At 33.6% G+C, this 22,199-nt stretch carries 26 protein-coding genes and 1 tRNA gene; 11 read left to right on the top strand and 16 right to left on the bottom strand.

Annotated elements, in window-relative coordinates; genetic code table 11:
* Positions 1-36: 36 nt before the first annotated feature.
* Positions 37-1,554, top strand: a complete 1,518-nt coding sequence (gene gltX, locus ACTF54_RS05020) for a glutamate--tRNA ligase (RefSeq protein ID WP_347195273.1) — start codon at positions 37-39, stop codon at positions 1,552-1,554.
* A 319-nt stretch (positions 1,555-1,873) separates the two neighbouring features.
* Here gltX and ACTF54_RS05015 read toward each other — a convergent pair whose 3' ends face one another.
* Complete coding sequence (locus ACTF54_RS05015; RefSeq protein ID WP_347195274.1) at positions 1,874-2,035, bottom strand: hypothetical protein; 162 nt, start codon at positions 2,033-2,035, stop codon at positions 1,874-1,876.
* Positions 2,036-2,375: 340 nt separating this feature from the next.
* Here ACTF54_RS05015 and ACTF54_RS05010 point away from each other — a divergent pair, with 340 nt between their 5' ends.
* The gene (locus ACTF54_RS05010; RefSeq protein WP_347195275.1) at positions 2,376-3,371 is read left to right on the top strand and encodes an SPFH domain-containing protein; all 996 of its coding nucleotides are present in this window, start codon (positions 2,376-2,378) and stop codon (positions 3,369-3,371) included.
* Between the two features lie 75 nt (positions 3,372-3,446).
* Here the strand turns inward: ACTF54_RS05010 and ACTF54_RS05005 are convergent, their stop codons facing one another.
* From ACTF54_RS05005 to ACTF54_RS04990, 4 genes are all read right to left on the bottom strand, one after another.
* Complete coding sequence (locus ACTF54_RS05005; protein ID WP_347195276.1) at positions 3,447-3,659, bottom strand: DUF6327 family protein; 213 nt, start codon at positions 3,657-3,659, stop codon at positions 3,447-3,449.
* Positions 3,643-4,029 carry a phage holin family protein gene (locus tag ACTF54_RS05000; RefSeq protein WP_347195277.1) on the bottom strand — a complete coding sequence of 129 codons (387 nt, stop codon included), beginning with the start codon at positions 4,027-4,029 and terminating at the stop codon, positions 3,643-3,645. The genes ACTF54_RS05005 and ACTF54_RS05000 overlap by 17 nt, the downstream gene beginning before the upstream one ends.
* A gap of 9 nt (positions 4,030-4,038) precedes the next feature.
* Positions 4,039-4,449: a YtxH domain-containing protein gene (locus tag ACTF54_RS04995; RefSeq protein ID WP_347195278.1), complete on the bottom strand. Its 411-nt coding sequence runs from the start codon at positions 4,447-4,449 to the stop codon at positions 4,039-4,041.
* Positions 4,450-4,712: 263 nt separating this feature from the next.
* Positions 4,713-6,392, bottom strand: a complete 1,680-nt coding sequence (locus ACTF54_RS04990) for a glutamine--tRNA ligase/YqeY domain fusion protein (protein ID WP_438968867.1) — start codon at positions 6,390-6,392, stop codon at positions 4,713-4,715.
* Positions 6,393-6,462: 70 nt separating this feature from the next.
* Here ACTF54_RS04990 and folB point away from each other — a divergent pair, with 70 nt between their 5' ends.
* Both folB and ACTF54_RS04980 read left to right on the top strand, forming a co-directional pair.
* Positions 6,463-6,822, top strand: coding sequence for a dihydroneopterin aldolase (gene folB / locus ACTF54_RS04985; protein WP_347195280.1), 360 nt, complete (start codon positions 6,463-6,465; stop codon positions 6,820-6,822).
* Between the two features lie 76 nt (positions 6,823-6,898).
* Positions 6,899-6,969: transfer RNA gene (locus ACTF54_RS04980), tRNA-Cys, on the top strand.
* A 257-nt stretch (positions 6,970-7,226) separates the two neighbouring features.
* On the opposite strand, the gene ACTF54_RS04975 is transcribed toward ACTF54_RS04980, so the two are convergent.
* The 4 genes from ACTF54_RS04975 to rnr form a co-directional block, all read right to left on the bottom strand.
* The gene (locus ACTF54_RS04975) at positions 7,227-7,979 is read right to left on the bottom strand and encodes a LysE family translocator (RefSeq protein WP_347195281.1); all 753 of its coding nucleotides are present in this window, start codon (positions 7,977-7,979) and stop codon (positions 7,227-7,229) included.
* 146 nt (positions 7,980-8,125) lie between these two features.
* Entirely contained in the window at positions 8,126-8,806 is a 681-nt protein-coding gene (locus ACTF54_RS04970) for a head GIN domain-containing protein (RefSeq protein WP_438968866.1), read from the bottom strand.
* Between the two features lie 512 nt (positions 8,807-9,318).
* On the bottom strand, positions 9,319-9,486 hold the full coding sequence (locus ACTF54_RS04965) for a hypothetical protein (RefSeq protein ID WP_347195283.1): 168 nt from the start codon (positions 9,484-9,486) through the stop codon (positions 9,319-9,321).
* 184 nt (positions 9,487-9,670) lie between these two features.
* Positions 9,671-11,869, bottom strand: a complete 2,199-nt coding sequence (gene rnr, locus ACTF54_RS04960) for a ribonuclease R (RefSeq protein WP_438968865.1) — start codon at positions 11,867-11,869, stop codon at positions 9,671-9,673.
* A gap of 155 nt (positions 11,870-12,024) precedes the next feature.
* Here rnr and ACTF54_RS04955 point away from each other — a divergent pair, with 155 nt between their 5' ends.
* The 7 genes from ACTF54_RS04955 to ACTF54_RS04925 all read left to right on the top strand — a co-directional run bounded on the left by ACTF54_RS04955 (position 12,025) and on the right by ACTF54_RS04925 (position 15,577).
* A complete protein-coding gene (locus tag ACTF54_RS04955; RefSeq protein WP_347195285.1) occupies positions 12,025-12,189 on the top strand; it encodes a hypothetical protein in 165 nt (54 codons plus the stop codon).
* 855 nt (positions 12,190-13,044) lie between these two features.
* Positions 13,045-13,476 carry a ribose 5-phosphate isomerase B gene (gene rpiB / locus ACTF54_RS04950; RefSeq protein WP_347195286.1) on the top strand — a complete coding sequence of 144 codons (432 nt, stop codon included), beginning with the start codon at positions 13,045-13,047 and terminating at the stop codon, positions 13,474-13,476.
* Positions 13,477-13,585: 109 nt separating this feature from the next.
* Positions 13,586-13,861 carry an acetyltransferase gene (locus tag ACTF54_RS04945; protein WP_347195287.1) on the top strand — a complete coding sequence of 92 codons (276 nt, stop codon included), beginning with the start codon at positions 13,586-13,588 and terminating at the stop codon, positions 13,859-13,861.
* 115 nt (positions 13,862-13,976) lie between these two features.
* On the top strand, positions 13,977-14,237 hold the full coding sequence (locus tag ACTF54_RS04940) for a hypothetical protein (protein WP_347195288.1): 261 nt from the start codon (positions 13,977-13,979) through the stop codon (positions 14,235-14,237).
* On the top strand, positions 14,238-14,678 hold the full coding sequence (locus ACTF54_RS04935; protein WP_347195289.1) for a GNAT family N-acetyltransferase: 441 nt from the start codon (positions 14,238-14,240) through the stop codon (positions 14,676-14,678). It begins immediately after the preceding gene.
* A gap of 196 nt (positions 14,679-14,874) precedes the next feature.
* On the top strand, positions 14,875-15,306 hold the full coding sequence (locus tag ACTF54_RS04930; protein WP_347203270.1) for a Crp/Fnr family transcriptional regulator: 432 nt from the start codon (positions 14,875-14,877) through the stop codon (positions 15,304-15,306).
* A gap of 64 nt (positions 15,307-15,370) precedes the next feature.
* Positions 15,371-15,577 (top strand): YgaP family membrane protein, encoded by a 207-nt coding sequence (locus ACTF54_RS04925; protein ID WP_347195291.1) that lies wholly within the window; start codon positions 15,371-15,373, stop codon positions 15,575-15,577.
* Between the two features lie 7 nt (positions 15,578-15,584).
* On the opposite strand, the gene ACTF54_RS04920 is transcribed toward ACTF54_RS04925, so the two are convergent.
* The 7 genes from ACTF54_RS04920 to ACTF54_RS04890 all read right to left on the bottom strand — a co-directional run bounded on the left by ACTF54_RS04920 (position 15,585) and on the right by ACTF54_RS04890 (position 22,125).
* Positions 15,585-16,541, bottom strand: coding sequence for an L-threonylcarbamoyladenylate synthase (locus ACTF54_RS04920; RefSeq protein ID WP_438968939.1), 957 nt, complete (start codon positions 16,539-16,541; stop codon positions 15,585-15,587).
* A 330-nt stretch (positions 16,542-16,871) separates the two neighbouring features.
* A complete protein-coding gene (arsB, locus tag ACTF54_RS04915; protein WP_347195292.1) occupies positions 16,872-17,900 on the bottom strand; it encodes an ACR3 family arsenite efflux transporter in 1,029 nt (342 codons plus the stop codon).
* Positions 17,901-17,903: 3 nt separating this feature from the next.
* Complete coding sequence (locus ACTF54_RS04910; protein WP_347195293.1) at positions 17,904-18,518, bottom strand: protein-tyrosine-phosphatase; 615 nt, start codon at positions 18,516-18,518, stop codon at positions 17,904-17,906.
* 11 nt (positions 18,519-18,529) lie between these two features.
* Entirely contained in the window at positions 18,530-18,997 is a 468-nt protein-coding gene (locus tag ACTF54_RS04905) for a DUF6428 family protein (RefSeq protein ID WP_438968864.1), read from the bottom strand.
* 49 nt (positions 18,998-19,046) lie between these two features.
* Positions 19,047-19,379, bottom strand: a complete 333-nt coding sequence (locus tag ACTF54_RS04900) for an ArsR/SmtB family transcription factor (protein ID WP_347195295.1) — start codon at positions 19,377-19,379, stop codon at positions 19,047-19,049.
* 44 nt (positions 19,380-19,423) lie between these two features.
* Positions 19,424-20,482, bottom strand: coding sequence for an OmpA family protein (locus tag ACTF54_RS04895; protein ID WP_438968863.1), 1,059 nt, complete (start codon positions 20,480-20,482; stop codon positions 19,424-19,426).
* Complete coding sequence (locus tag ACTF54_RS04890; protein ID WP_347195297.1) at positions 20,482-22,125, bottom strand: S41 family peptidase; 1,644 nt, start codon at positions 22,123-22,125, stop codon at positions 20,482-20,484. The genes ACTF54_RS04895 and ACTF54_RS04890 overlap by 1 nt, the downstream gene beginning before the upstream one ends.
* Positions 22,126-22,199 lie beyond the last annotated feature (74 nt).

Raw genomic sequence — 22,199 nt, 5'->3', positions numbered from 1 at the left:
CCACTAACTTTGCATTCCATTAAAAAATGCTAAGAAATGAGTACAGATGTACGTGTAAGATTTGCTCCTAGTCCTACTGGACCACTTCATATAGGTGGTGTAAGAACAGCACTTTTCAACTATTTATTTGCCAAAAAACACAACGGAACTTTTATTCTGCGTATAGAAGATACCGATCAAAATAGGTATGTAGAAGGTGCAGAAGATTATATCGTAAAAGCATTGAATTGGTGCAACATTCCTTATGATGAAGGACCTAATAAAGAAGGAACTTGCGGGCCATACCGTCAAAGTGAACGCAAAGATATGTACCGCGCTTTTGCAGAAGAATTGATTGAAAAAGATACAGCCTATTACGCATTTGACACTGCCGAAGAACTTACTCAAGCTCGCGCAACTGCTGAAGCAAACAAAGAAACCTTTATTTACAATCATAATAATAGGCTCAATTTTACCAATTCATTGACGCTTTCTAAAGAAGAGGTTCAAGAAAGAATCAACCGTGGTGATGACTATACAGTACGTTTTAAACCAGAATTGAAGACGTTACACATGTACGATGAAATCCGTAAAGGGATTGAGATCGACACCAGTCTTCTAGATGATAAGGTACTTTTTAAAAGCGATGGAATGCCTACTTACCACCTTGCAAACGTGGTAGATGATCATGAAATGAAAATTTCTCATGTGATACGTGGTGAAGAGTGGTTGCCCAGTATGGCGCTACACGTTTTGTTATATGAAAGTTTCGGTTGGGAACGTCCTAAATTTGCACACTTACCGTTGATTTTAAAACCTACAGGGAAAGGAAAACTGAGTAAGCGTGATGGTGATAAAATGGGTTTTTCAGTATTTCCATTAGAGTGGAAAGATCCTAAAAGTGGCGAAATATCTACAGGTTTTAGGGAAGATGGTTTCTTACCAGAAGCTATGGTGAATATTCTTGCTTTCTTAGGCTGGAATCCAGGAACCGAACAGGAAATCTTTAGTTTAAACGAGTTAGTTCAGGCTTTTAGTTTAGAAAAAGTGAATAGTTCTGGTGCTAAATATGATCCAGAAAAAGCAAAATGGTTCCAGCAGCAATGGTATGTAAAACAAGATGATGCTGTTATAGGTGCCGCTTTCGCGAAAGCGTTACAAGAAAAAAACATCTCGTACGGCAGTGAGGAATATGTGAGTATGGTTGCTGGTATGGTAAAAGAACGCGCGATTTTTACAGAAGATCTTTTTGAATTGGCTGGATTCTTTTTCACCGCTCCAGATTCTTATGATGAGAAAAATGCTAAAAAATCATGGAAAGAAGATACTAACGAAATCATGCAAAAAGTAATTGAAGTGATTAATGAAACTGAAGATGATAGTGCAGCTGGTTTAAGTACTGCAATAAAAGGCTGGATCACATCTCAGGAAATGGGTTTTGGAAAGGTGATGATGCCTTTAAGACTTGCTTTAGTAGGTAGTCTTATGGGACCAGATGTTTTTGAAATTGCTTCTATGGTCGGTAAAAAAGAAACGGTAAGAAGGATTGAAACGGCGATGGAAAAGTTGGGATAGAAGTCAATTATGATATATTTTAAGTAATTCAGCCCCAAAGGTTTGTAGACCTTTGGGGTTTTTCTTTTTAATTCACTTTATTATTATAAAAAGTTTTATAAACCAACATGCAAAGTATTTCTCTTGGCATATTTGGTTGAAACCGTATAAGATGGATTCTAATATCGAGTACTGAGAAGTGATTTAGACAATGCCAACACAAATAGTTAGCATATCAAATCTTATTATTAGGTTAGTTAACTATATAAATAGAAGATCTTAGATAAATTTAGAAATACTCTATCTATAGGAATATTATGTAAAGCTAAATTTTCTAAGATTAAAAATAGAACCTTGCTCCTACACTTATGAAACTGAAATTTCCATCAATATCTTGATCAGCATCGTTTGTACCAGATAATGCATCGAGAAAGGAATAGTGATAATGAGCAGTGACTCTAAAGTTTCTTACTCCACCTGAAAAACCTGTTCCCTGAGTCACCTTAACATCGTCACTAGAGATGTTGAAAAAAGTAGCATCTACTCCTAGCCCAATACTATTATTATAAGATTTTTTGGGAGCAGATAAACTATAGTTTGAAAAATATGTGGTATTTGCTAGTTGATCCGTTGTTTGAAAACTATTCTGATAAATAAGAATAGGATTTGAGTCAGTAAATTAATTTTGAGCGGTTGAAGTAAAAAATAAGATAACGAGTAAAGACGTAAAAAGTGTATATTTCATGACAATATGTAACAATCTACACAAAAGTACCACTTATAAAGAGTAACTAGATTACATTTATATCGATCACTTTTTCTAACCATTAAAATATTTAAATATGGATCTTGGAGTATTTTTAATACCTATCGTTCTAGTAATAGGGTTTTTTCTATTATTAGGAACATTTTTTACCGTGAAACAACAAACCGCTGCAGTAGTAGAACGTTTTGGGAAATTTACTAGTATGCGACAGTCAGGACTTCAACTTAAGATACCTGTAATTGATAAGATTGCTGGTAGAATCAATTTAAAAATCCAACAACTGGATGTAATTGTAGAGACTAAAACAAAAGACGATGTATTTGTGCGTCTTAAAATCTCTGTACAATTTCAAGTACGAAGAGAGAAAGTTTATGACGCTTTTTATAGACTGCAAAATCCGCATGATCAGATTACGGCTTATGTATTTGATGTCGTACGTGCTGAAGTTCCTAAAATGAAACTGGACTACGTATTTGAAAAGAAAGATGATATTGCAATCGCTGTAAAACGTGAATTGAATGAAGCCATGATGGATTATGGTTATGACATCATTAAAACGCTTGTAACAGATATTGATCCAGATATACAGGTAAAGGCAGCAATGAATAGAATTAACGCAGCAGAACGCGAGAAAACAGCTGCAGAATATGAGGCAGAAGCAGATCGTATTAAAATAGTTGCAAAAGCACGTGCTGAAGCAGAATCTAAGCGCTTACAAGGTCAAGGTATCGCAGACCAACGCCGTGAAATCGCTCGTGGTCTTGAAGAAAGTGTTGATGTTCTTAACAATGTAGGTATCAATTCTCAAGAGGCAAGTGCTTTAATTGTAGTAACACAGCACTATGATACATTACAGTCATTAGGTGAAGAAACGAACTCTAACTTAATATTATTACCTAACTCTCCACAAGCTGGTAGCGACATGCTTAACAACATGATAGCTAGTTTTACTGCAAGTGCTCAAATAGGAGAGCAAATGAAAAAAACTGCAGCAAAAAAAGATGGAGAAACAAAAAGAGAACGTCCATCTAGAGATCGGGAATCAGGATATGATGATGACAATGATATGTAGAAGATAGTTTAGAAAAATAGTTTTAATAGAAAATGCGATCAAAATTGATCGCATTTTTTATTTCCTTTTTTCAATTTATTTCTTGGGACCTATAAGTTTATTTACCACCTTAAGAACCACCGCTTTCTTTGCAATAGAACCAACTATATTAGATAATATAGAAACGGCAGATAAACTTTCTTTTACTTCATTTATTTGAAGTTTCATTGTTTCTTGATGGACTTGTTGTTGTAATTTAAGATATCTTAAATCACGATCCATTTCGTCAAAGCTATTGTAAACTCTCATACTTCTCAGTTTTTATATCCTCATTTTTATTAAAAAATTGAGCACTTGCTTTATTTAAAATTTTCTTTTCTAAAAACTTTTTCAAGAATAAAGAAAGGACAAACATTAAAATCAAATAGAATCCTCCAACAATTAAATAACCTAAAGCAATATTATCTAATAATTCACCTAAATAAATGGCTAAGGATACGCTTAAAAACAACAAAGCAATAAGCAAGAAGAAACCAAAAATAAGTTTATAAGTACCAGAAACCACTCCTTTCATGACCTTTTTAAAAAGGTCTAATTTGTGGTAACTAATCGACGACTCTATATAATCTTGAGTCGCCGTAGTAAATTCTCTAAAATTATCGGTTAAGTTGTTTCCCAAATCTTAGATTTATACGTTAACTTTTGCAGATGCTTTCTTAATTGCATTCTGTACCGTATCAGGCTTTTGCAACTTTGCATTTTGCTCACGTAACTGCTCAAGTTTTGCTTCTAGTGCTACAATGGCGTCATCTGCTTTATAACTTGCACTTGATAATGCAGTTTCAATACGATCACCTACATTACCTCTTAACTCAGTTGCTTTAGAAGATACGGTTGAAGTAAGCTGTGAAGCTTTATCAGAAACCTGTGCATACGTTTTACGCGCTTGTGCATCGATGTCTTTTTGGGCTTTTTTAGCCTGTTTTTTTAATTTCTTTCTTGTTTTCTCACCACTATCTGGTGCATATAACATTCCTGCTGCTACTCCTATTGCTGCTCCTGCTACTAATGCTATTAATGTATTTGATGACTTTGACATATATTTTGTTTTTTGTTTAATACAAAACTATAATTAATGTCAATTAAGTAAGGTTAATGGCGAGTTAAGCTTACATACATTATTACTAAATCCTTATTAATTTGATAAATTTTCTGTTAATAATAGTTAATATCATAACTAAATGATAATAATATTAATAAAATATCATATTTAAAAATAAATACAGAAAGAACTATACAACTGTATAAGGTGATGGTTAAGTATTCCGCTTTCGCGAAAGCGGAATACCTATAAAAACTTTTCTACACATCTAACTTTACCCAAGTATCTCGCAAAGTAACCGTGCGATTAAATACCATTTTATCGTCTGTAGTATCTGGATCTACACAAAAATATCCCATACGTTGAAATTGTACGGTCTCTCCTATTTCTAGGTTTTTCATAGCAGGCTCTGCCATCGCAGTTATGATATTTAAAGAATCAGGATTGATAAATTCCATAAAATCCTTTTCCTTATCTGTATCTGGAGATGGAACTGTAAACAGTCTATCGTACAATCTTACTTCTACAGGTATCGCATGTGCTGCACTTACCCAATGAAGGGTACCTTTTACACGGCGCATACTGGCTTCTGTGCCACTACCACTCTTAGAATCTGGATCGTAAGTAGCATGAATTTCAGTTATTACACCGTTTTCATCTTTTTTACAACCTTCACCTTTAATGATATAACCATTCTTAAGACGTACTTCTTTTCCATTCTTCAAACGGAAAAATTTCTTATTTGCTTCTTCTCTGTAATCTTCTCTTTCTATATACAATTCTCTTGAAAAAGGAACTTCTCTGAAACCTCTAGATTCATCTTCCTGGCTATTTTCTGCCTGAAGTATTTCTACTTTATCTTCAGGATAATTAGTAATCACCAGTTTTACAGGATCAAGGACACACATCACACGATCTGCGTTTTTATTTAAATCATCTCGCAAGTGAAATTCTAGATGATTCATGTCTACGAGGTTATCTCTTTTTCCTATACCAATAGACGCAGCAAAGTTTTTAATTGCGTTTGCAGTATAACCACGACGTCTTAAACCAGAAATAGTGGTCATGCGAGGATCATCCCATCCATTAACAATTCCTGCTTCTACTAGTTTTTGTAGTTTACGTTTACTAGTAACCGTATGAGAAACGTTTCTACGCGCAAATTCACGTTGTTTAGGACGTATTTTATCCTCTACTACAACTTGATCTAAAAACCAATCGTAAAGTTCTCTGTGAGGTTTAAATTCTAGTGTACAAAAAGAATGAGAGATTTGTTCTAGATAATCACTTTCACCATGTGTCCAATCGTACATAGGATAAATTTTCCAGTCACTACCTGTTCTATGGTGGTCACGATTTACAACACGATACATGATAGGATCGCGCATCAACATGTTGTTAGACTGCATGTTTATTTTAGCACGTAGGATATGTTCTCCTTCACCATATTCTCCATTCTTCATACCTTCAAAAAGCGCTAGGTTTTCTTCCAGACTTCTATTGCGATATGGTCCATCAACTCCAGGCTCTGTTGGTGTTCCTTTTTGGGCTGCCATTTCTTCACTAGATTGAGAGTCTACATAAGCTTTACCATCTTTTATCATTTGAACGGCCCAATCGTATAATTCTTGAAAATAATCTGATGCAAAACACAAATTATCCCATTCATAGCCCAACCATTTTACATCTTCCTGGATAGCATCAACATATTTTGCTTCCTCTTTTGCCGGATTTGTATCATCAAAACGTAGGTTGACCGGTCTATTAAACTTCTCTCCTAACCCAAAATTTAAGCAGATAGCACTCGCATGTCCTATGTGCAAAAACCCATTAGGTTCTGGTGGAAAACGAAAACGTAGATGATCTGTAGAAAGACCATTTTGTATATCGTCTTCAATAATATCTTCTATAAAATTATTAGGCCTTTTTTCTTCGCTCATCTTATTCATTTTAATAGTACAAATTTACTGATTATTTTACTGCTAACATCTTACAGAGTATCTTTGTTACATGCATAAAATCCAACTAGAAAACGTACGAGTTTATACCAATCATGGCTGTCTTCATGAAGAAGATTTAATAGGCAGTGAATACAGAGTAGATCTAGAAGTAATTGCTAATCTTTCTAAAAGTGCTCAAAGCGACGAACTGGCAGATACCGTAGATTATGTTTCTTTAAATAAAATCATTGTAGAAGAAATGGCTATACGCTCTAAACTTTTAGAACATGTTGCACAGCGTATTTTAAATCGTGTTCTCAAAGAAGAATCTTTAGTACAAACCGCTGAAGTTAAAGTAGCTAAAATCAATCCACCTATAGGTGGTGATGTACAAAGTGTAGTTATTATAATGCGTCAAGAAAGAGATTGATGGAGTGGTTTTCTTTAATTTCAAAATAATAAAATAGGAATAGAAGAATTAATTGTTATTTTTGCCATCCATTCATGGTACCATGGCCGAGCGGCTAGGCATGGGTCTGCAAAACCTAGTACAGCGGTTCGAATCCGCTTGGTACCTCTTAAATCCTCAATCTTAATCGGTTGGGGATTTTTTGTTTAGTAGAATTAAAGTAATCAAATTATAGTTCCGATGCATTCAAGTATAATAAAATCAAAGCATTGGGAATAGCGTGCGCTCCATCAAAGAAATATTCATCTAGAAAACCACGTTTTTTACAACATGGCTGGAAATCGCAAGTATTTCAATAGATCATTATAAATAAATTATACTGCTAGTAACATTACAACAGCTAGAGAATTATTTATAATAGGTTTTTAAGCCTCACTATTAGGAATTAGATTTTCCTTAAACCCTTCCACTTTTTCCAGCTCTGGATCTATAGGTCCTTCTTGTTCTGGTAATAAATGAAACTGACTTTCTATTTCCTCAGTTGCATTAGGAAAAGCACCCTTAAATATTAATACTGCACCACAAATAAACATGATAATAGCTATCAGTCGTTTTAACCAGTAAATTCTGAGAGGCGTTAAATATCGATTCAAACTCTTTGCTAAAATAATCTTACCTATATCTACAATAAAATAAGTTATTAATACAGAAGAGAAAAAAACCGTTATACGCTCACTATCATTATCCAATTGTGGACTAAATACAACTATCAATCCTAACCAAAATCCCAATACTCCTATATTGATAAAATTAAGTAAGAAGCCTTTAATAAATAAAGTCAGGTAATTATTCTTTTGAACGATAAGAACATCTGTATCTACCTCTTTAAGGAAGGTTTTCTTTGTTTTTACAAATGAAATAATACCGTAAACACAAAGAATACTACCTCCAAAAATAAATAAACTAGGATCATCCTTTAATTTTTCAAGTATACTTGAGGTCATAAAATATGCTGCAAGAAGGAAAAGAATATCAGCAATAATAACTCCTGCATCTAGGGCAATCGCTGCTCTAAATCCTTTAATAGCGCTAGTCTCTAGCAAAGCAAAGAAAACAGGTCCTATAAGAAAAGCCATTACCAATCCTATCGGTAAGGCTGCAAGAATATCGTCAAGCATTCATTTTTATGTTGATGCTCAAAGGTAGGAAAACACAAAAGGTTTTCAAATGATAGCCTATAGTTTGTTAAACGCTCTTTTGATTAAAGATTATAATACAACAGATGTTATTGTTGTTTCGCTTTCGCGAAAGCGAGATAAAAACTTTAATCCTTATCCATAATCTTAATCCTTCCACCAAATAAGGTCTTCTTTTTTACATTTTTAGGATTGCCATAAACCAAAACATCGCCACCCGCACGTACGTTTACATCTGCTGTTTGTGAAGCAAATACCTCTACCTCGCCACCAGCTTGAACTTTTACTTTTGTATAATCAGATCTAAGATTTGCGTTCTCTACAATACCACCTGTATTTACTACAATGATTTGATCTTCTACCTGACCTGATAATTGCACAATACCACCGGTAACAGCTCTTACATCAATATTTTTAACCTGTAAACCAGCTTTTACGGTAGCACCTTCTTGAACTTTTATTTCTAATCGATCTTGTTCTATCAATTCATTAGATAAAATAACAGACCCTTCATTTGCATCTATTGTTAAGAGATTTTTATAATACACATGTACAAAGGTTTCTGTTCCATCAAAGATCTTTTCTGATCGCATGCGTATTTTTAAAATCCCGTTTTTTTGAACATACTCAACATCTTGGGCATCTCTACCAGAGATAATAATTTTGTTTTCTGACGATTTTATAAGATTAACTGTTATTAAATCATAAGATTTGATCATATCAAAATCAGAAACTACCATTTCAATTGGATTTTGTGCACCAGTGATAATTGAAAAAAGAATCGTGGTAATAAATAAGAATTGTTTCATGAAAGTATTTTTTCAAAGGACATCAATTTTATCTAGTTGTTACAGTACATATTTATAAACATGAAAAAGCGATATTTATTTCTAAATACCGCTCTTTAATAACCAACCAAAAAAACTTTAAAAAAATTACTCTTAATAATCTTCCGTACACTAGGACCAAATCTTATGCTAAACTATTATGCATGCATAATTAGTGAAGAAAAAATCCCAAACGCCATGAAGACAGTTCGGGATTTCATATTAACCAACCAAAAAAACAATAATCTGTTCCACTTTTATCTCAAAAGAAATAAAATTGATGTGAAACCCATTATAGAAATTTGACCTAGAGCTTCTCACACTCTATCTAACTCATAAATATCTGTACGTGAATGATACTTAATGAAAGTAAAATATTATTAATTAAGGTGGTTCGATTAAAAGTGATTTAATCTCGATTATAAACAAAAAATAATTTTTACGTCATTGTTTAACTATGAACAATCATGATAGTAAAATTATCTGTCTGACAGCTAATGTCTTTTTCCTTTCCAGGTACCACCATATTTATAATTAGGAAATGATTGATGATGTTTTGTACAAGATTCACAGCAAAAAACCCATTTCTTTCCAGCTGTAATTTGTACTCTGTACATGACTGAATATTCTTTATCGCAACTAGCACAAACCTTTGTTTTCATAATAGCTTAGGAAATGATAGGAATCATTATGATACTTACACCTGATTTATTTTGATTATTAATGTAATTCTAAAATAAAAAAGGCAGATTTACGACTGCCTCTTTTTATAAATTATGTCATTTTAAGTATCATTGGATGAAGTAAAATGAATTTCACTTGAAGAAAAAAAAGGTTGTAAAAAATCTATTTATCTACCTCTTCCCTACTTCCTATCATCCAGAAATCTAGATGTTTCTTAACCAGATCTGCGTTTTTCACTTTTACGTAGACCTCATCACCTAGCGTGTACGTATTTTTAGTCTTACGACCTACTACAGCAAATTCTTCTTCTACATATTCATAACTATCGTCATCTAGATCGCCCAGGCGTATCATTCCTTCACACTTGTTAGAAATGATCTCTACATAAATTCCCCAATCGGTAACACCAGAAATTACACCTAAGAATTCCTCATCTGCATGATCCTTCATGTATTTAACTTGCATGTATTTGATAGAATCACGCTCTGCTTTAGAAGCAAGTATCTCCATTTCTGAAGAGTGTTCACATTTTTCTTCATACAAATCTTCACTTGCTGTTTTTCCACCATCTAGATAATGCTGTAACAAGCGATGTACCATTACATCTGGATAACGACGTATAGGACTTGTAAAGTGCGAATAATAATCAAAAGCAAGACCATAATGACCTATATTATTAGTAGAATAAACGGCTTTAGACATGGTTCGAATAGCAAGTGTATCTACCATATTTTGCTCTTTGGCACCTTTTACATCACTCAATAATTTATTGAGTGAACTAGTTACTGTTTTGCGATCTCTAAGATCTAAAGTATGGCCAAATTTTACTACAATATTTTTCAATGCTCCTAACTTTTCATCATTAGGTTCGTCATGAATACGGTATATAAATGTCTTTTTAGGTTGTTTTTTACCAATAAATCCTGCCACCTTTCTATTAGCTAGCAACATAAATTCTTCAATCAATTTATTAGCGTCGCGAGATGTTTTAAAATAAACACCTACTGGTTCTGCTTTATCATTGAGATTAAATTTCACTTCTGTTTTATCAAAACTTAGAGCTCCGTCTACCATGCGCTGTGCACGCATTTTTTTGGCCAATTCATCTAGTTTTAAAGTGGCTTCTACGATCTCTGGTTTTATAGAAGTTTGCTTTCGCAAAAGCGAGATCTCAGCAGGAATATCTCCTTTACCAGTTTCTATAATGTGTTGTGCTTCTTCATAAGCAAATCGCTGGTCTGAGTGGATCACTGTACGACCGAACCATTCTTTGTGAATTTTACAGTCCTGATCCATTTCAAAAACTGCTGAAAAACACAATTTATCCTCATGCGGATTTAAAGAACAAACACCATTAGATAGAACTTCTGGAAGCATAGGTACCACACGATCAACTAGGTAAACCGATGTTGCACGTTCATAAGCTTCATCATCTAGAACAGTTCCTTCTTTTACATAATGAGAGACATCTGCAATGTGAATTCCTATTTCATAATTACCATTTTCTAAAACTTTAAATGATAATGCGTCATCAAAATCCTTAGCATCTGCTGGATCAATAGTATAAGTAAGCGTGTCGCGCATATCACGACGTTTTTCTACTTCTTGAGTTGGAATGGATTTATCTAACTGCTCTGTATATTCTTCTACTGCTGCAGGAAATTCATAAGGAAGTCCATATTGTGCTAGAATAGCATGTATTTCTGTATCATGTTCTCCAGGTTCACCTAGTATATCTTTTACACGACCATTAGGAGAATCTTGTTTATCATTCCATTCTACAAATTCTACCAGAACAACTTGACCATCTTTTGCACCATTGATCTCACGACCTGGAATAAAGAAATCTGTAGATATTTTAGGATCGGTTACGTTAACAAAGGCAAACTTGTCATGTACTTGTATCTCTCCTACAAATTCTGTTTTCTTGCGTTTAATGACACGAGTAATCTCACCTTCTGGCTGTTGTCCTCTACGACGTTGATATACATAAACTTCTACTTCATCACCATTTAAAGCCTGACCTAAAGAACGTTTAGGAATCATGATATCTTCTTCTAGTTCTTCAGTAATGACATAACCGGTACCACGAGTACTAACATCAATTCTTCCCGTATAATAATCAATAGCTTTGATCATCTTAAACTTTCCTCGATCTATTTCTTCAATTTTACCTTTAGATTTAAGTAGATGTAGTTTTTTAATTACCTGATTGCGGCCACTAGAATCAGTGATATTAAGTTGAGCGCAAATTTGTTTGTAGTTGTAAGTTTTATTAGGGTCCTGTTTTATCGTATTTAGGACGGACTGGCTCAAATTTGAAAATTTAGTTTTTGAGCTTCTTTTTTTCTTTCTATTCATATTGTTCACAAAGTTAGTCTTTTAGAATTATAAGCTCTTAATTACTTGTAAAAACCAATTAAATAACATAGCAGTTAACGTTTCTTAACATTCCTTTAAGAAATTAAGTTATCTTTGTATAACTTTTTTACATTAAAAAGAGTTAAAAATTATACATGCGTATCAAAAAACCTTTAGTATCTACCATTCTTTTTGCAGGAATTCTTCTTGTTGGAATAGCGGTACTCTACATTCTTGTTTCTAAAGCTTTAGAAACTGATGTCAGTAATTTAAATGGAGATACCGTATCTCAAATGGAAGACATAGAACGTACTTCTTAAAAAACACTCATTCATTTTTCTTAAAAATTAACTTTGATAGGTTTTATTATCATATTTGATATCATCTTATATGGAAATACTTCTTTTTTAAGTAAGTCTTTAAAATAATTTACTGAACCCTTATAAACTGAAACTTCATTTTTGATTTATAATATAAATTCTATTATCTGCTGTTATTAACATATATAAACAAAATCATTTTTTCTTTTTTAAAATTTAAATAAAATTGATGGTTATATTATAGTGTGAATAGCGGTATAACTTTATCTAATAATATTAGTTATTTTATAATTTATAAACTTATGCTCAGTTATGCACATATTATCCTAATGTTAACTAGTTGTAAAGTAAATTACTATCACTTTTAGGTTATGGTTATCGACATTTGTTAACAAGCCTTATCCACATATAAATGTAAAAAACTAGATGTCATTTTTAATGTGTATTTCTTCCATTTTAGGTCTTAAAACTCATTTGAAAATACTGGACTTATATTTAGGTTTTCTCAAATTAAAATCTATATTGAATTTTTAATTTAATTTTCCTAATACCATCTTTCCTTTTCTATCAACAGGTTATTTATAGCTTATACTACTTAAAAAATAAGCATTGTTAATAACCTTAATTCTATAATTTTTTAAACTCTCAATTACCAGTATTCACAAATTAAAATTCTTTAAATAAAATATATAAAAATTTGATAAACAATTATTTAACTTATAGTAAATTGAGGTTATACACAGTTATATAAGGTTGTTAACATAGAACTTTAAGCAGTAATATTGTTAATGAAACTATTTAAATTTAATCCTTCTATTTACATTATAAAATTACTTTTGTAAAAACACTCTACTCATGAAAATCTCTATAGGAAACGATCACGCTGGACCAGATTACAAACACGCAGTAGTTAAAATGCTTAAAGAAAAAGGTCATCAAATTACCAACCATGGAACTGATACTTTTGATAGTGTAGATTATCCAGATTTTGCTCATAAAGTTGCTCAAGATATTGAAGAAAACCGCTCAGAATTAGGAATAGTTATTTGTGGTAGTGCACAAGGTGTTTCTATGACAGTTAATAAGTATCAAAATGTACGTGGTGCCGTATGTTGGATCAAAGAGATAGCTGGACTTGCTCGAGAGCATAATAATGCAAATGTGATTTGTATTCCAGCACGTTATACTTCTATTCCACAAGTGCTTGCTATGGTTGAGGTATTTTTAGAAACAGAATTTGCTGGTGGACGTCACGCAAATCGTGTGAATAAGATAGCTTGTTCGTAAATAAAGTTATGAGTTCAGAGTTATAAGTTCAAAGTTTTTAATAATTTAAGTTGTTATTATTTTTATGCTTTCGCGAAAGCGAGACTCTTAAAATGCATATTCTCAGTAGATGAACCTTAACAAACGCCAGCAGTATTTTGACTTAGGAAATGAATTACCTAGAAAGCATCAACACCTTAATTTTGATAATCACTGTTACTGGCGTATTGCTTTAGATAATACTTTAAAAGCAAAGTGGAAAGATAAGATTCCCTCGCCGGCTTATAGAAACCTAACAGAGGAACAACTGGATTTTGTCCTGCATTTACTGAAAAGTTATAAAAATGATGAACAGTTATTGATGGAACATAATAAGATTTCTTTAAGTTTTCGCGGTAAGAAATGATGGTATTTTTGGACAGAGTCACTACCCTATTCTTTAGTGTTGTTATTTGAGTAAAAATTGTAATTAATTAAAAGTAGGTGTTGGATCCCAGAGATTCCCACCTTCGTGGGAATTCATGAGAAAAGAAGCTACTATTATAATACACCAGTTAAGAACTGCGGTGCATCCACATAAAAAGTTGATGGAAATCTGGCGTGATCTAGAAGAGTTTGATGAAAAGGATAGAGAAGAGACTCTCGATGATCTAGATGCGAGACGTCAGGATTTCATGGCTACTGGTGATGAAGAATTTGGTAATATGCTAGAGAAGATCATTACTGATATAAGGATAGGAGTTAAGCCACCAAAACCTAAGGTAGTGCCCAAACAATTTTAAATGAAAGTAGTAATAAAATCATTTTCAGATTTTGATATTGAAGAGCTTTATAAGGTTCTCCAATTGCGTACAGCAGTTTTTGTAGTTGAACAAGATTGTGTCTATCAGGATATGGATGGAAAGGATCAAAATGCCACTCATATTTTAGGTTATGAAAAAGACCAGTTACTCGCTTACACTCGTTTTTTCAAACCAGGTGATTATTTTGAGCAATCGAGCATAGGAAGAGTTGTAGTAAGTCCACAACATCGTGGTAAATCTTATGGTCAGGAAATTATGAAGGCTAGTATCGCTTTCGCGAAAGCGGAAAATCTTCCATCTATTAGGATATCTGCACAGTGTTATCTCGATAAATTTTATACAGATCTAGGTTTTATTTCTACTGGTGAAAAGTATCTGGAAGATGGCATCCCGCATCAGGCGATGGTTTTAGAATTATGAAATAAAAATGAATTTAAATAAACAATTCCCTTTTTTTGATGCTGAACTTCTAGAGGTTTTATAAAAAGAATGCGATATCATCACCGTTCCTGCTCAGGAGCAAATTTTAAGAAAAGGCCAGCAAGTAAAAGTAATTCCAGTAGTTTTAACTGGTTTTTTACGCGTTTATATAACCCATGAAGATAAAGAATTACTCTTGTATTATATTAAAGCGAGTGAAAGTTGTGTTATGTCGTTTGCAGCTGGAATTAAAAATAGTACGAGCGATATTTTTGCTCAAACTTTAGAAGAAACAGAGTTACTTTTAATACCAGCAAATTCTTTAAAGACTTGGCTCAAAAACTATCCTCAACTGAATGTATTATTTAATGCACAGTATGACATGCGCTATGCAGACTTGTTGCATACACTAGAAAATATGGTTTTTCATAAAATGGACGAGCGTATTTTGCTTATACTAAAAGATAAAGCTGTTTTGATAGCTTCTAACGTTATTAAAATCTCCCATCAAGCTCTTGCAGATGATCTTGCGACTTCTAGAGAAGTGATCAGTCGTGTTTTAAAGAAATTAGAACGCGAAGGAAAACTTATTTTATCCCATCAATCCATTAAAATACTAGACTTATGACAAAAGTCACTTCCTAGTAAATATTCTTAGCCTACCATTGTAATTCACTTTTAAATCAAGTATTATGAAAAAGAATGTAGGAAGTATCGATAGAATTATCAGAATATTATTTGCGGTGGTAGTAGCTGTATTGTTTTTTACAGACGTGGTAACAGGAACTTTAGGTATAGTACTACTCGTTGCTGGAGCAGTTTTATTAGCTACTAGTTTTATTAATTTCTGTCCATTGTACGCCATTTTAGGTATCAACAGCTGTCCAGTCAAGAAATAATCTTAGTTTACTTTGTGGCTCGTTCTAATCGGTCATTAATAGATTGCCCTAAATCATAATTAGGTAATCGTTGCGCGATAATCATATCTAGATCTAGTTGATCCATTTTATGCATCGCGCTGTATAAATTTGAGGCTGCCTCTTTTAAATTACCAGTTTTGGTAAGATAAATTACATTAGAAACATTGAAATTTTTATGATCTGTAGAATGTAGTAAAAGTCCGATTTTTTTTTCAGGATGTTGCTTAATGAAATCTGTAATATCCTGTACTAAATAGGTTTTTGTACGCGGTGAATAATGCTTTTCTAACATCCCTGGAGCGTTGGGTGCTTGCTCTTTATTATTTCTGACAGATACATTACCAATAACTTTTTCTATTTCTTCAGTAGAAATAGAACCTAGTCTATAAACAACAGGTTCATCATTTTCAAAACCTACTATGGTAGATTCTATACCATTTGCACAATTACCACCATCAAGAACCATTTCTAGCTTTCCATCAAAATAATTTTTAACATGTTGCGCTTTTGTTGGACTGATATGTGTAAAAGGATTTGCACTAGGAGCAGCTAATGGAAACGGTAAATTCTTTAATAATTCTAAAGTTAATGCATGATCTGGCATTCTAATCCCAACCGTATTATTTCCTGCTGTGATGAGGTCTGGAACAGTATCATTTTTAGGTAAAATAAGAGTTAGTGAACCTGGCCAAAATACTTTTGCTAGCTGTTGCGCTTTCTCGGGAAAATCAACTGCAAGATCTTTAACTTGTTCCACACTATGAATATGCACAATCAGCGGATTAAAAAACGGACGCTTCTTCATCTCAAAGATCTTCTTGATTGCCGTATCGCTATAAATATTTCCAGCAAGTCCATAAACGGTCTCTGTGGGAATAGCAACGAGTTCTTCTCTATTAAGAATTTCGGAGGCTTTTAATAGGTCTTTTGAAACGAGTGTCATCATGGTATTCCTAAATGATTTTTAGGTGGTGCAAATATCGTTAAACCTTATGTTTATAAAAAGCAACTAGATTAGATTTAGACGATGCCAACACTAATAGTTGGCATGTCAAATCTAGAAAGCTATGTAAAAACTAACATGCCAAGTATTCGTCTTGGCATGTTTGGTATAATCGAGATTTTTTTTGATTATCTAAAAACCATCGATAAATCAGTTCTCAAAAATATTTCTATTAGTTTTTACAAAACCCCAATAACAATAATTACCACTTCGGAGGAAAAATAAAAATCTTTATTCTATATTCTAACAGCGTAGCGATCTTTACTCTTTTTAATAATACCTCTTCTTCAACCAAAACGCCACTCTTACCAGTAATATCAATGCAGGAACCTCAACCAGCGGCCCAATCACACCAGTAAACGCCTGACCAGAATTCAATCCAAAAACCGCAATCGCTACCGCGATGGCAAGTTCAAAATTATTACCTGCTGCAGTAAAAGAAATAGCCGCATTCTCGCTGTACGTCGCACCACGGTATTTACTGATAAAGAATCCTATTAAAAACATCACTATAAAGTAGATCAATAAAGGAACAGCGATCAATAACACATCAAACGGAATTTCTACAATCAATTCTCCTTTAAGCGAAAACATCAAAACAATAGTAAGCAATAATGCCACTAGAGTAATGGGTGAAATCGCTGGAATAAATACGTTTTCATACCACTCTTTCCCTCTTGCTTTTACTAAGAAATAGCGACTCAATATTCCCATAAGAAAAGGGATTCCTAGATAGATTGCAACACTTTTTGCAATGGTGGCAATAGAGATGTCTACAATAGCACCATCAAAACCAAAATAAGGTGGTAACACCGTAATAAACAACCACGCATAGAAGGAATAACCGAAAACTTGAAAAACACTGTTCAAAGCTACTAATCCTGCGCCATATTCTGGAGAACCATCTGCAAGATCATTCCACACTAATACCATAGCAATACAACGTGCTAAACCTATTAAAATAAGCCCAACCATGTATTCAGGATGGTTTTGAAGGAAAACCAACGCGAGTGCAAACATTAAAACAGGACCGATAATCCAATTCAACAACAGTGATATGCTTAATATTTTAGTGTTCTTAAAAACCTTAGGTAGCAGTTTATAATCGGCTTTTGCGAGTGGTGGATACATCATAAGAATCAATCCTATAGCAATGGGAATATTTGTTGTTCCAGAGCTCATGGAGTTGATATAAGTCGCCATATCAGGAATCGCATAGCCTAATCCTACACCTATTGCCATGGCTAGAAAGATCCATAAGGTTAGGTATTGATTAAGAAAAGAGAGTTGTTTCTTCATGATTTAGCGAGTTGTAACATTAGAAAAAACATACTTCATTTCAGTAGCGATCTGAATACTACGTTCTTCGTAAACAGCTTTTTGCTCTGGCGTTCCATCGCTAACTTTTGGATCTAGATAAGTTAGAGCGATGCGCTGTTCTGCTCCGGGAACAAAAGGACAGTTTTCTGATGCATGATCACATGTCATTACCGCAATAAAATTGGCTGTAGGGTTAGACTCATGATTAAATAGTTTAGAAAAAGCTTTTATAGGTGGCATTACCTCGCTGTATTCTATGTAATATTTTGGATTTTCTTTTTTGTTATTTTTAGTGATTTCTAATCCTTGTTTTTTCAGTGTTTTTACCACTCTAGGATACAGTGCGGTAGTTTCTGTACCACCAGAATAGCAATGTACATCTGTTATTTCATAAAATCGAGCAGCTATTTGCGCCCATATCTGACACAGATGACTACGTCTTGAATTATGAGTGCAAATAAAAGTCAACTGTGCTTTTTGATGTTTGTTAAGACTTTCATTTACATAATTAGTAAGCTGGTCTAGTTCTCGCTTTCGCGAAAGCGGAATAGAATCAACATCTAATCCTTCTAATAAATTTTTGATTGGTAAAAACATAAGATCAAGATTTAACAACAACCAGAACCTGGAGCACAAGAATTTTGAGCTGGGATTTCTGATATTTTCAATTTAGGTTTTTCTTGCGGAATACCGCAAGAGTCTGGTGCAAGACAATTGGTTAATTTGTTGGTTAAAACAAAGTGCTTTCCATTAAAATCGATACCGTATTTGCCAATCGTACCGGCTTGATATTCTACTTCAATTTCGGCATCTGGAAGACCTAGCTTTTCTTTTGAAAGATCTATAATGGAAGCTAATTTTTCTGGGTGTAATCTATGATCATAATCATTTGCTTCCCACAATTGAAAATTAATTACTGTTTCTAAGCGTTCCTTGCCGCCACAATCGATAAAATGTTTGATGACTTTACCAACTTCAGTCACATGAAAATGTGAAGGTACAAGATTCCCGTCTGGTAATTCAAAAGCGATTTTATCTAATTGGATCAATTGATTTTTAAATTGAGATAATTTCATAGTTCTTTTTATTTAATTGCAATATTACGATCAATAATAATAATTTTTTTTAGCAACAGTTGTTTAAAGTAACAGTATCGAGGTTCAATATTGGGGAAAGCAAGTTCTTCATTGATGACCAGTTTTCATGATCGATGCAATAACAAACAGTTGTACCCTCGACGCTGCCTTTAATAAGTCCGACAGATTTTAGTTCTTTTAAATGTTGAGAAATAGTAGGTTGTGCCAGGCCGATTTCATTCACGATATCACCACAAACACAAGAATCTATAGAAAATAAATACTGCAAAATAGCCACTCTTGCTGGATGTGCAAGTGCTTTGGCCATCTGTGCAACTTGATTTTGCTCAGCAGTAAATTTTTCTGTTTTAGTAAGTCCCATATTTCTTTGATCGCAAAAATACGATAAATAAATCTTTTTATAATTTACTTCATCTCAATCTTTGTAATATATAATTCTACACGACGGTCTAGTTTATCGATACCACCTAGAGGTTTAGTACGTCCATAGCCTTTGTACCTCATTCTATTATAATCTACACCTCTATTTCTAAGGATTTGAAATATGGCTTTTGCTCGATCAAAAGATAGGTTGGACTTTTTTGTATCGCGATTATATGCATCTTTATAAACCGGATTGATACAACATACATGACCGTGAATTTCAAAATGAATATCTTCTCTAGCCACTAGAATTTCTGCAACACGATCTAGAAGTGGTTGTGATTCTTCTAATACGGTTGATCTTCCTTTGTAAAAAAGTATATTTTCTAATCGTATCACTTGACCTTTTTTCAAGTTTTTACTTAAAAGGGATTTAAAAGGTTCTTGTGTATTATCTACTGGTAGATCCAGATTTGTAGGTATTTCTAGATATTCTTCTACTTCAACTACCGGTTCTTTTATGTCATTTTTTAAGCTTTTTGAGGTAGGAATAAGTGCTGTACTTCCTTCTTCTTTTAAAACAGCTTTGACTACTTTTTTTTCATAGTTTTTAATCTCCTTAGCTTCTGCTTCTGTAAGGTCATTAGAACTTAATTTTTTAATCTCTATGCGTTGTGTAATCTCTTCTTTCAAAGAAAACACCACATCTACACGGCGATTTTGCGCACGCTCATCATCTATAGTTAATTCTTCAGATCCTTCTTCTAATGCTACCTCACCACGACCTTCTATCGTCTTTGATATATTTTCTATTGTAATTTTATGTTCTTGAAGCCACTCAGAAACAGTTTCTACACGTCTGTTAGATAAATCAAGATTGTATTCATAAGATCCACGATCATCACAATAACCTAGAATTTTCACATCTAAGAGTGGTTTGTATAATAGATCATCAAAAAAAGAGTTGAGTTGTTTTCCTTCACTAAAGGAGAACTGGTCTTTATCTACATCAAAGTAAACAGAATGCGTTTCTGTAAGTTGTGCATGACCAGCAAAACCGAGTAAAAGAAAAATGGATGCTATGTAATTTTTAAAATTCATTATTTAAGAATGCGAAGGTACTTTACCTCATCATTAAGGACTTCTATGGCTGCTCTTATTTCTGGATTATATTTGATCTGGTAGTTGTAAAGTCCTTCTTTATAAAAGTATCTTTTCACAATCTCGTCAGTAAGCAGGCTTTTTAACTCTGCTTTTTTATCAATAACTTCTTTCTTTTTTGCTTTCTTGATGGCATCTAGCATAGAATCATATGAAGTTTTAATATCATCATCTAGTTCTTCATTAGTAGCTGATTGGTACGCTTTCGCGAAAGCGGATTCTGTAACCGTTTCAAATTCAAAACCACGTTTTTCTATCCATGAAACAAAATCTTGAAAGTCTGCATCGGTAAATTGGATCTCATCTATAGAATTGTATTGATGCTTATAATAGTAATCTGTCGCATAATCAAAGATGGAATTTTCCTTTAAAAGCGCCGTAGTGATAGGAGAGTAGGCTGCAGATTCCAGTGTAATGTCTGGCTCTACGCCACCACCGTCATAAACGGTACGACCGCTATTTACAGTTTTAAAAGCTTTGTAATCTTCTTTTTTAGTACGTACAGCATCGCCATTTTCATCACGATTCCAGTAATCTAAGGCCTGAATACAGCGACCACTAGGCGTGTAATATCTAGAAATGGTAATCTTTACTTGTGTCCCATAAGAAAGTGGTTTAGGACGTTGTACAAGTCCTTTTCCAAAACTTCTAGCGCCTATAATTACACCACGATCGTAATCTTGAATACTACCGCTTACTATCTCGCTCGCACTTGCGCTACGACCGTTAATTAAAACTGCTACTGGCATTCCTTCAAATTCTTCACTGCGTTTTGTGAGGTAGGTTTTATTGTATTTATCCACGACCGATTGTGTGCTGGTAATGAGTTTCCCTTTAGGAATAAATAAATTAGATACGTTTACAGCCTCACTCAATAGTCCACCAGGATTACCTCTTAGATCAAGAATCACTTTTTTGGCGCCTTTTTCTTGAAGCTCTTTGATGGCCGCTTTAGTTTCTCTAGAGGCTTTTTCATTAAACTTAGAAAGCACGACATAACCTATATCTGGAGTTGCCATTTCATAAAAAGGTACCGCTTTTACTTCTACGCCTTCCCTTTTAAGAGTTGTCGTCCTTGTTTTTCCCTGACGTGTGTATTTCAAGGAAAGTTCAGTTCCTTGAGATCCCTGTAGTAAATCACCAGCATTTTCTTTGTAGTCGGCAATTTTAACACCGTCTATTTCTATGATTTCGTCACCTGCTTTTAGTCCAGCTTTATCTGCCGGATAATCTTTCCACGGTTCAATAATCATGATTTTATCGTTAAAAGTGCGCACGTTTGCACCTATACCAGTATAAGATCCACGACGATTAATCTTTGATTTTTCTACTTCTTGCTCTGTCCAATAAACGGTATATGGATCGAGACCTTCCATCATTCCTTCTATGGCATTGTCCATAAGGTCTGCTGGATTAGTATCATCCACATAGTTCATATTGAGTTGTTTATACATTTCTGTAAAGATCTCAATCTGTTTTGCGATCTCAAAGAAATCGTTTTGGAAACTAGCGGTAGTGAAGAGTAATCCAGCTGCTGCGATAGGCAGTAGGATTTGTCTTTTTATATTGATCTTTTTGCTCATTTTCTTTTGTACAACTTAAGTATAGAATTCTTTAAATATAGCATAAATACTAGTAAGCACCATGTAAAGCATAA

Source organism: Nonlabens sp. (genome assembly GCF_965657255.1).
In the GTDB taxonomy this organism is placed as follows: Bacteria; Bacteroidota; Bacteroidia; order Flavobacteriales; family Flavobacteriaceae; genus Nonlabens.
This window is presented reverse-complemented; position numbering and strand designations above follow the sequence as displayed.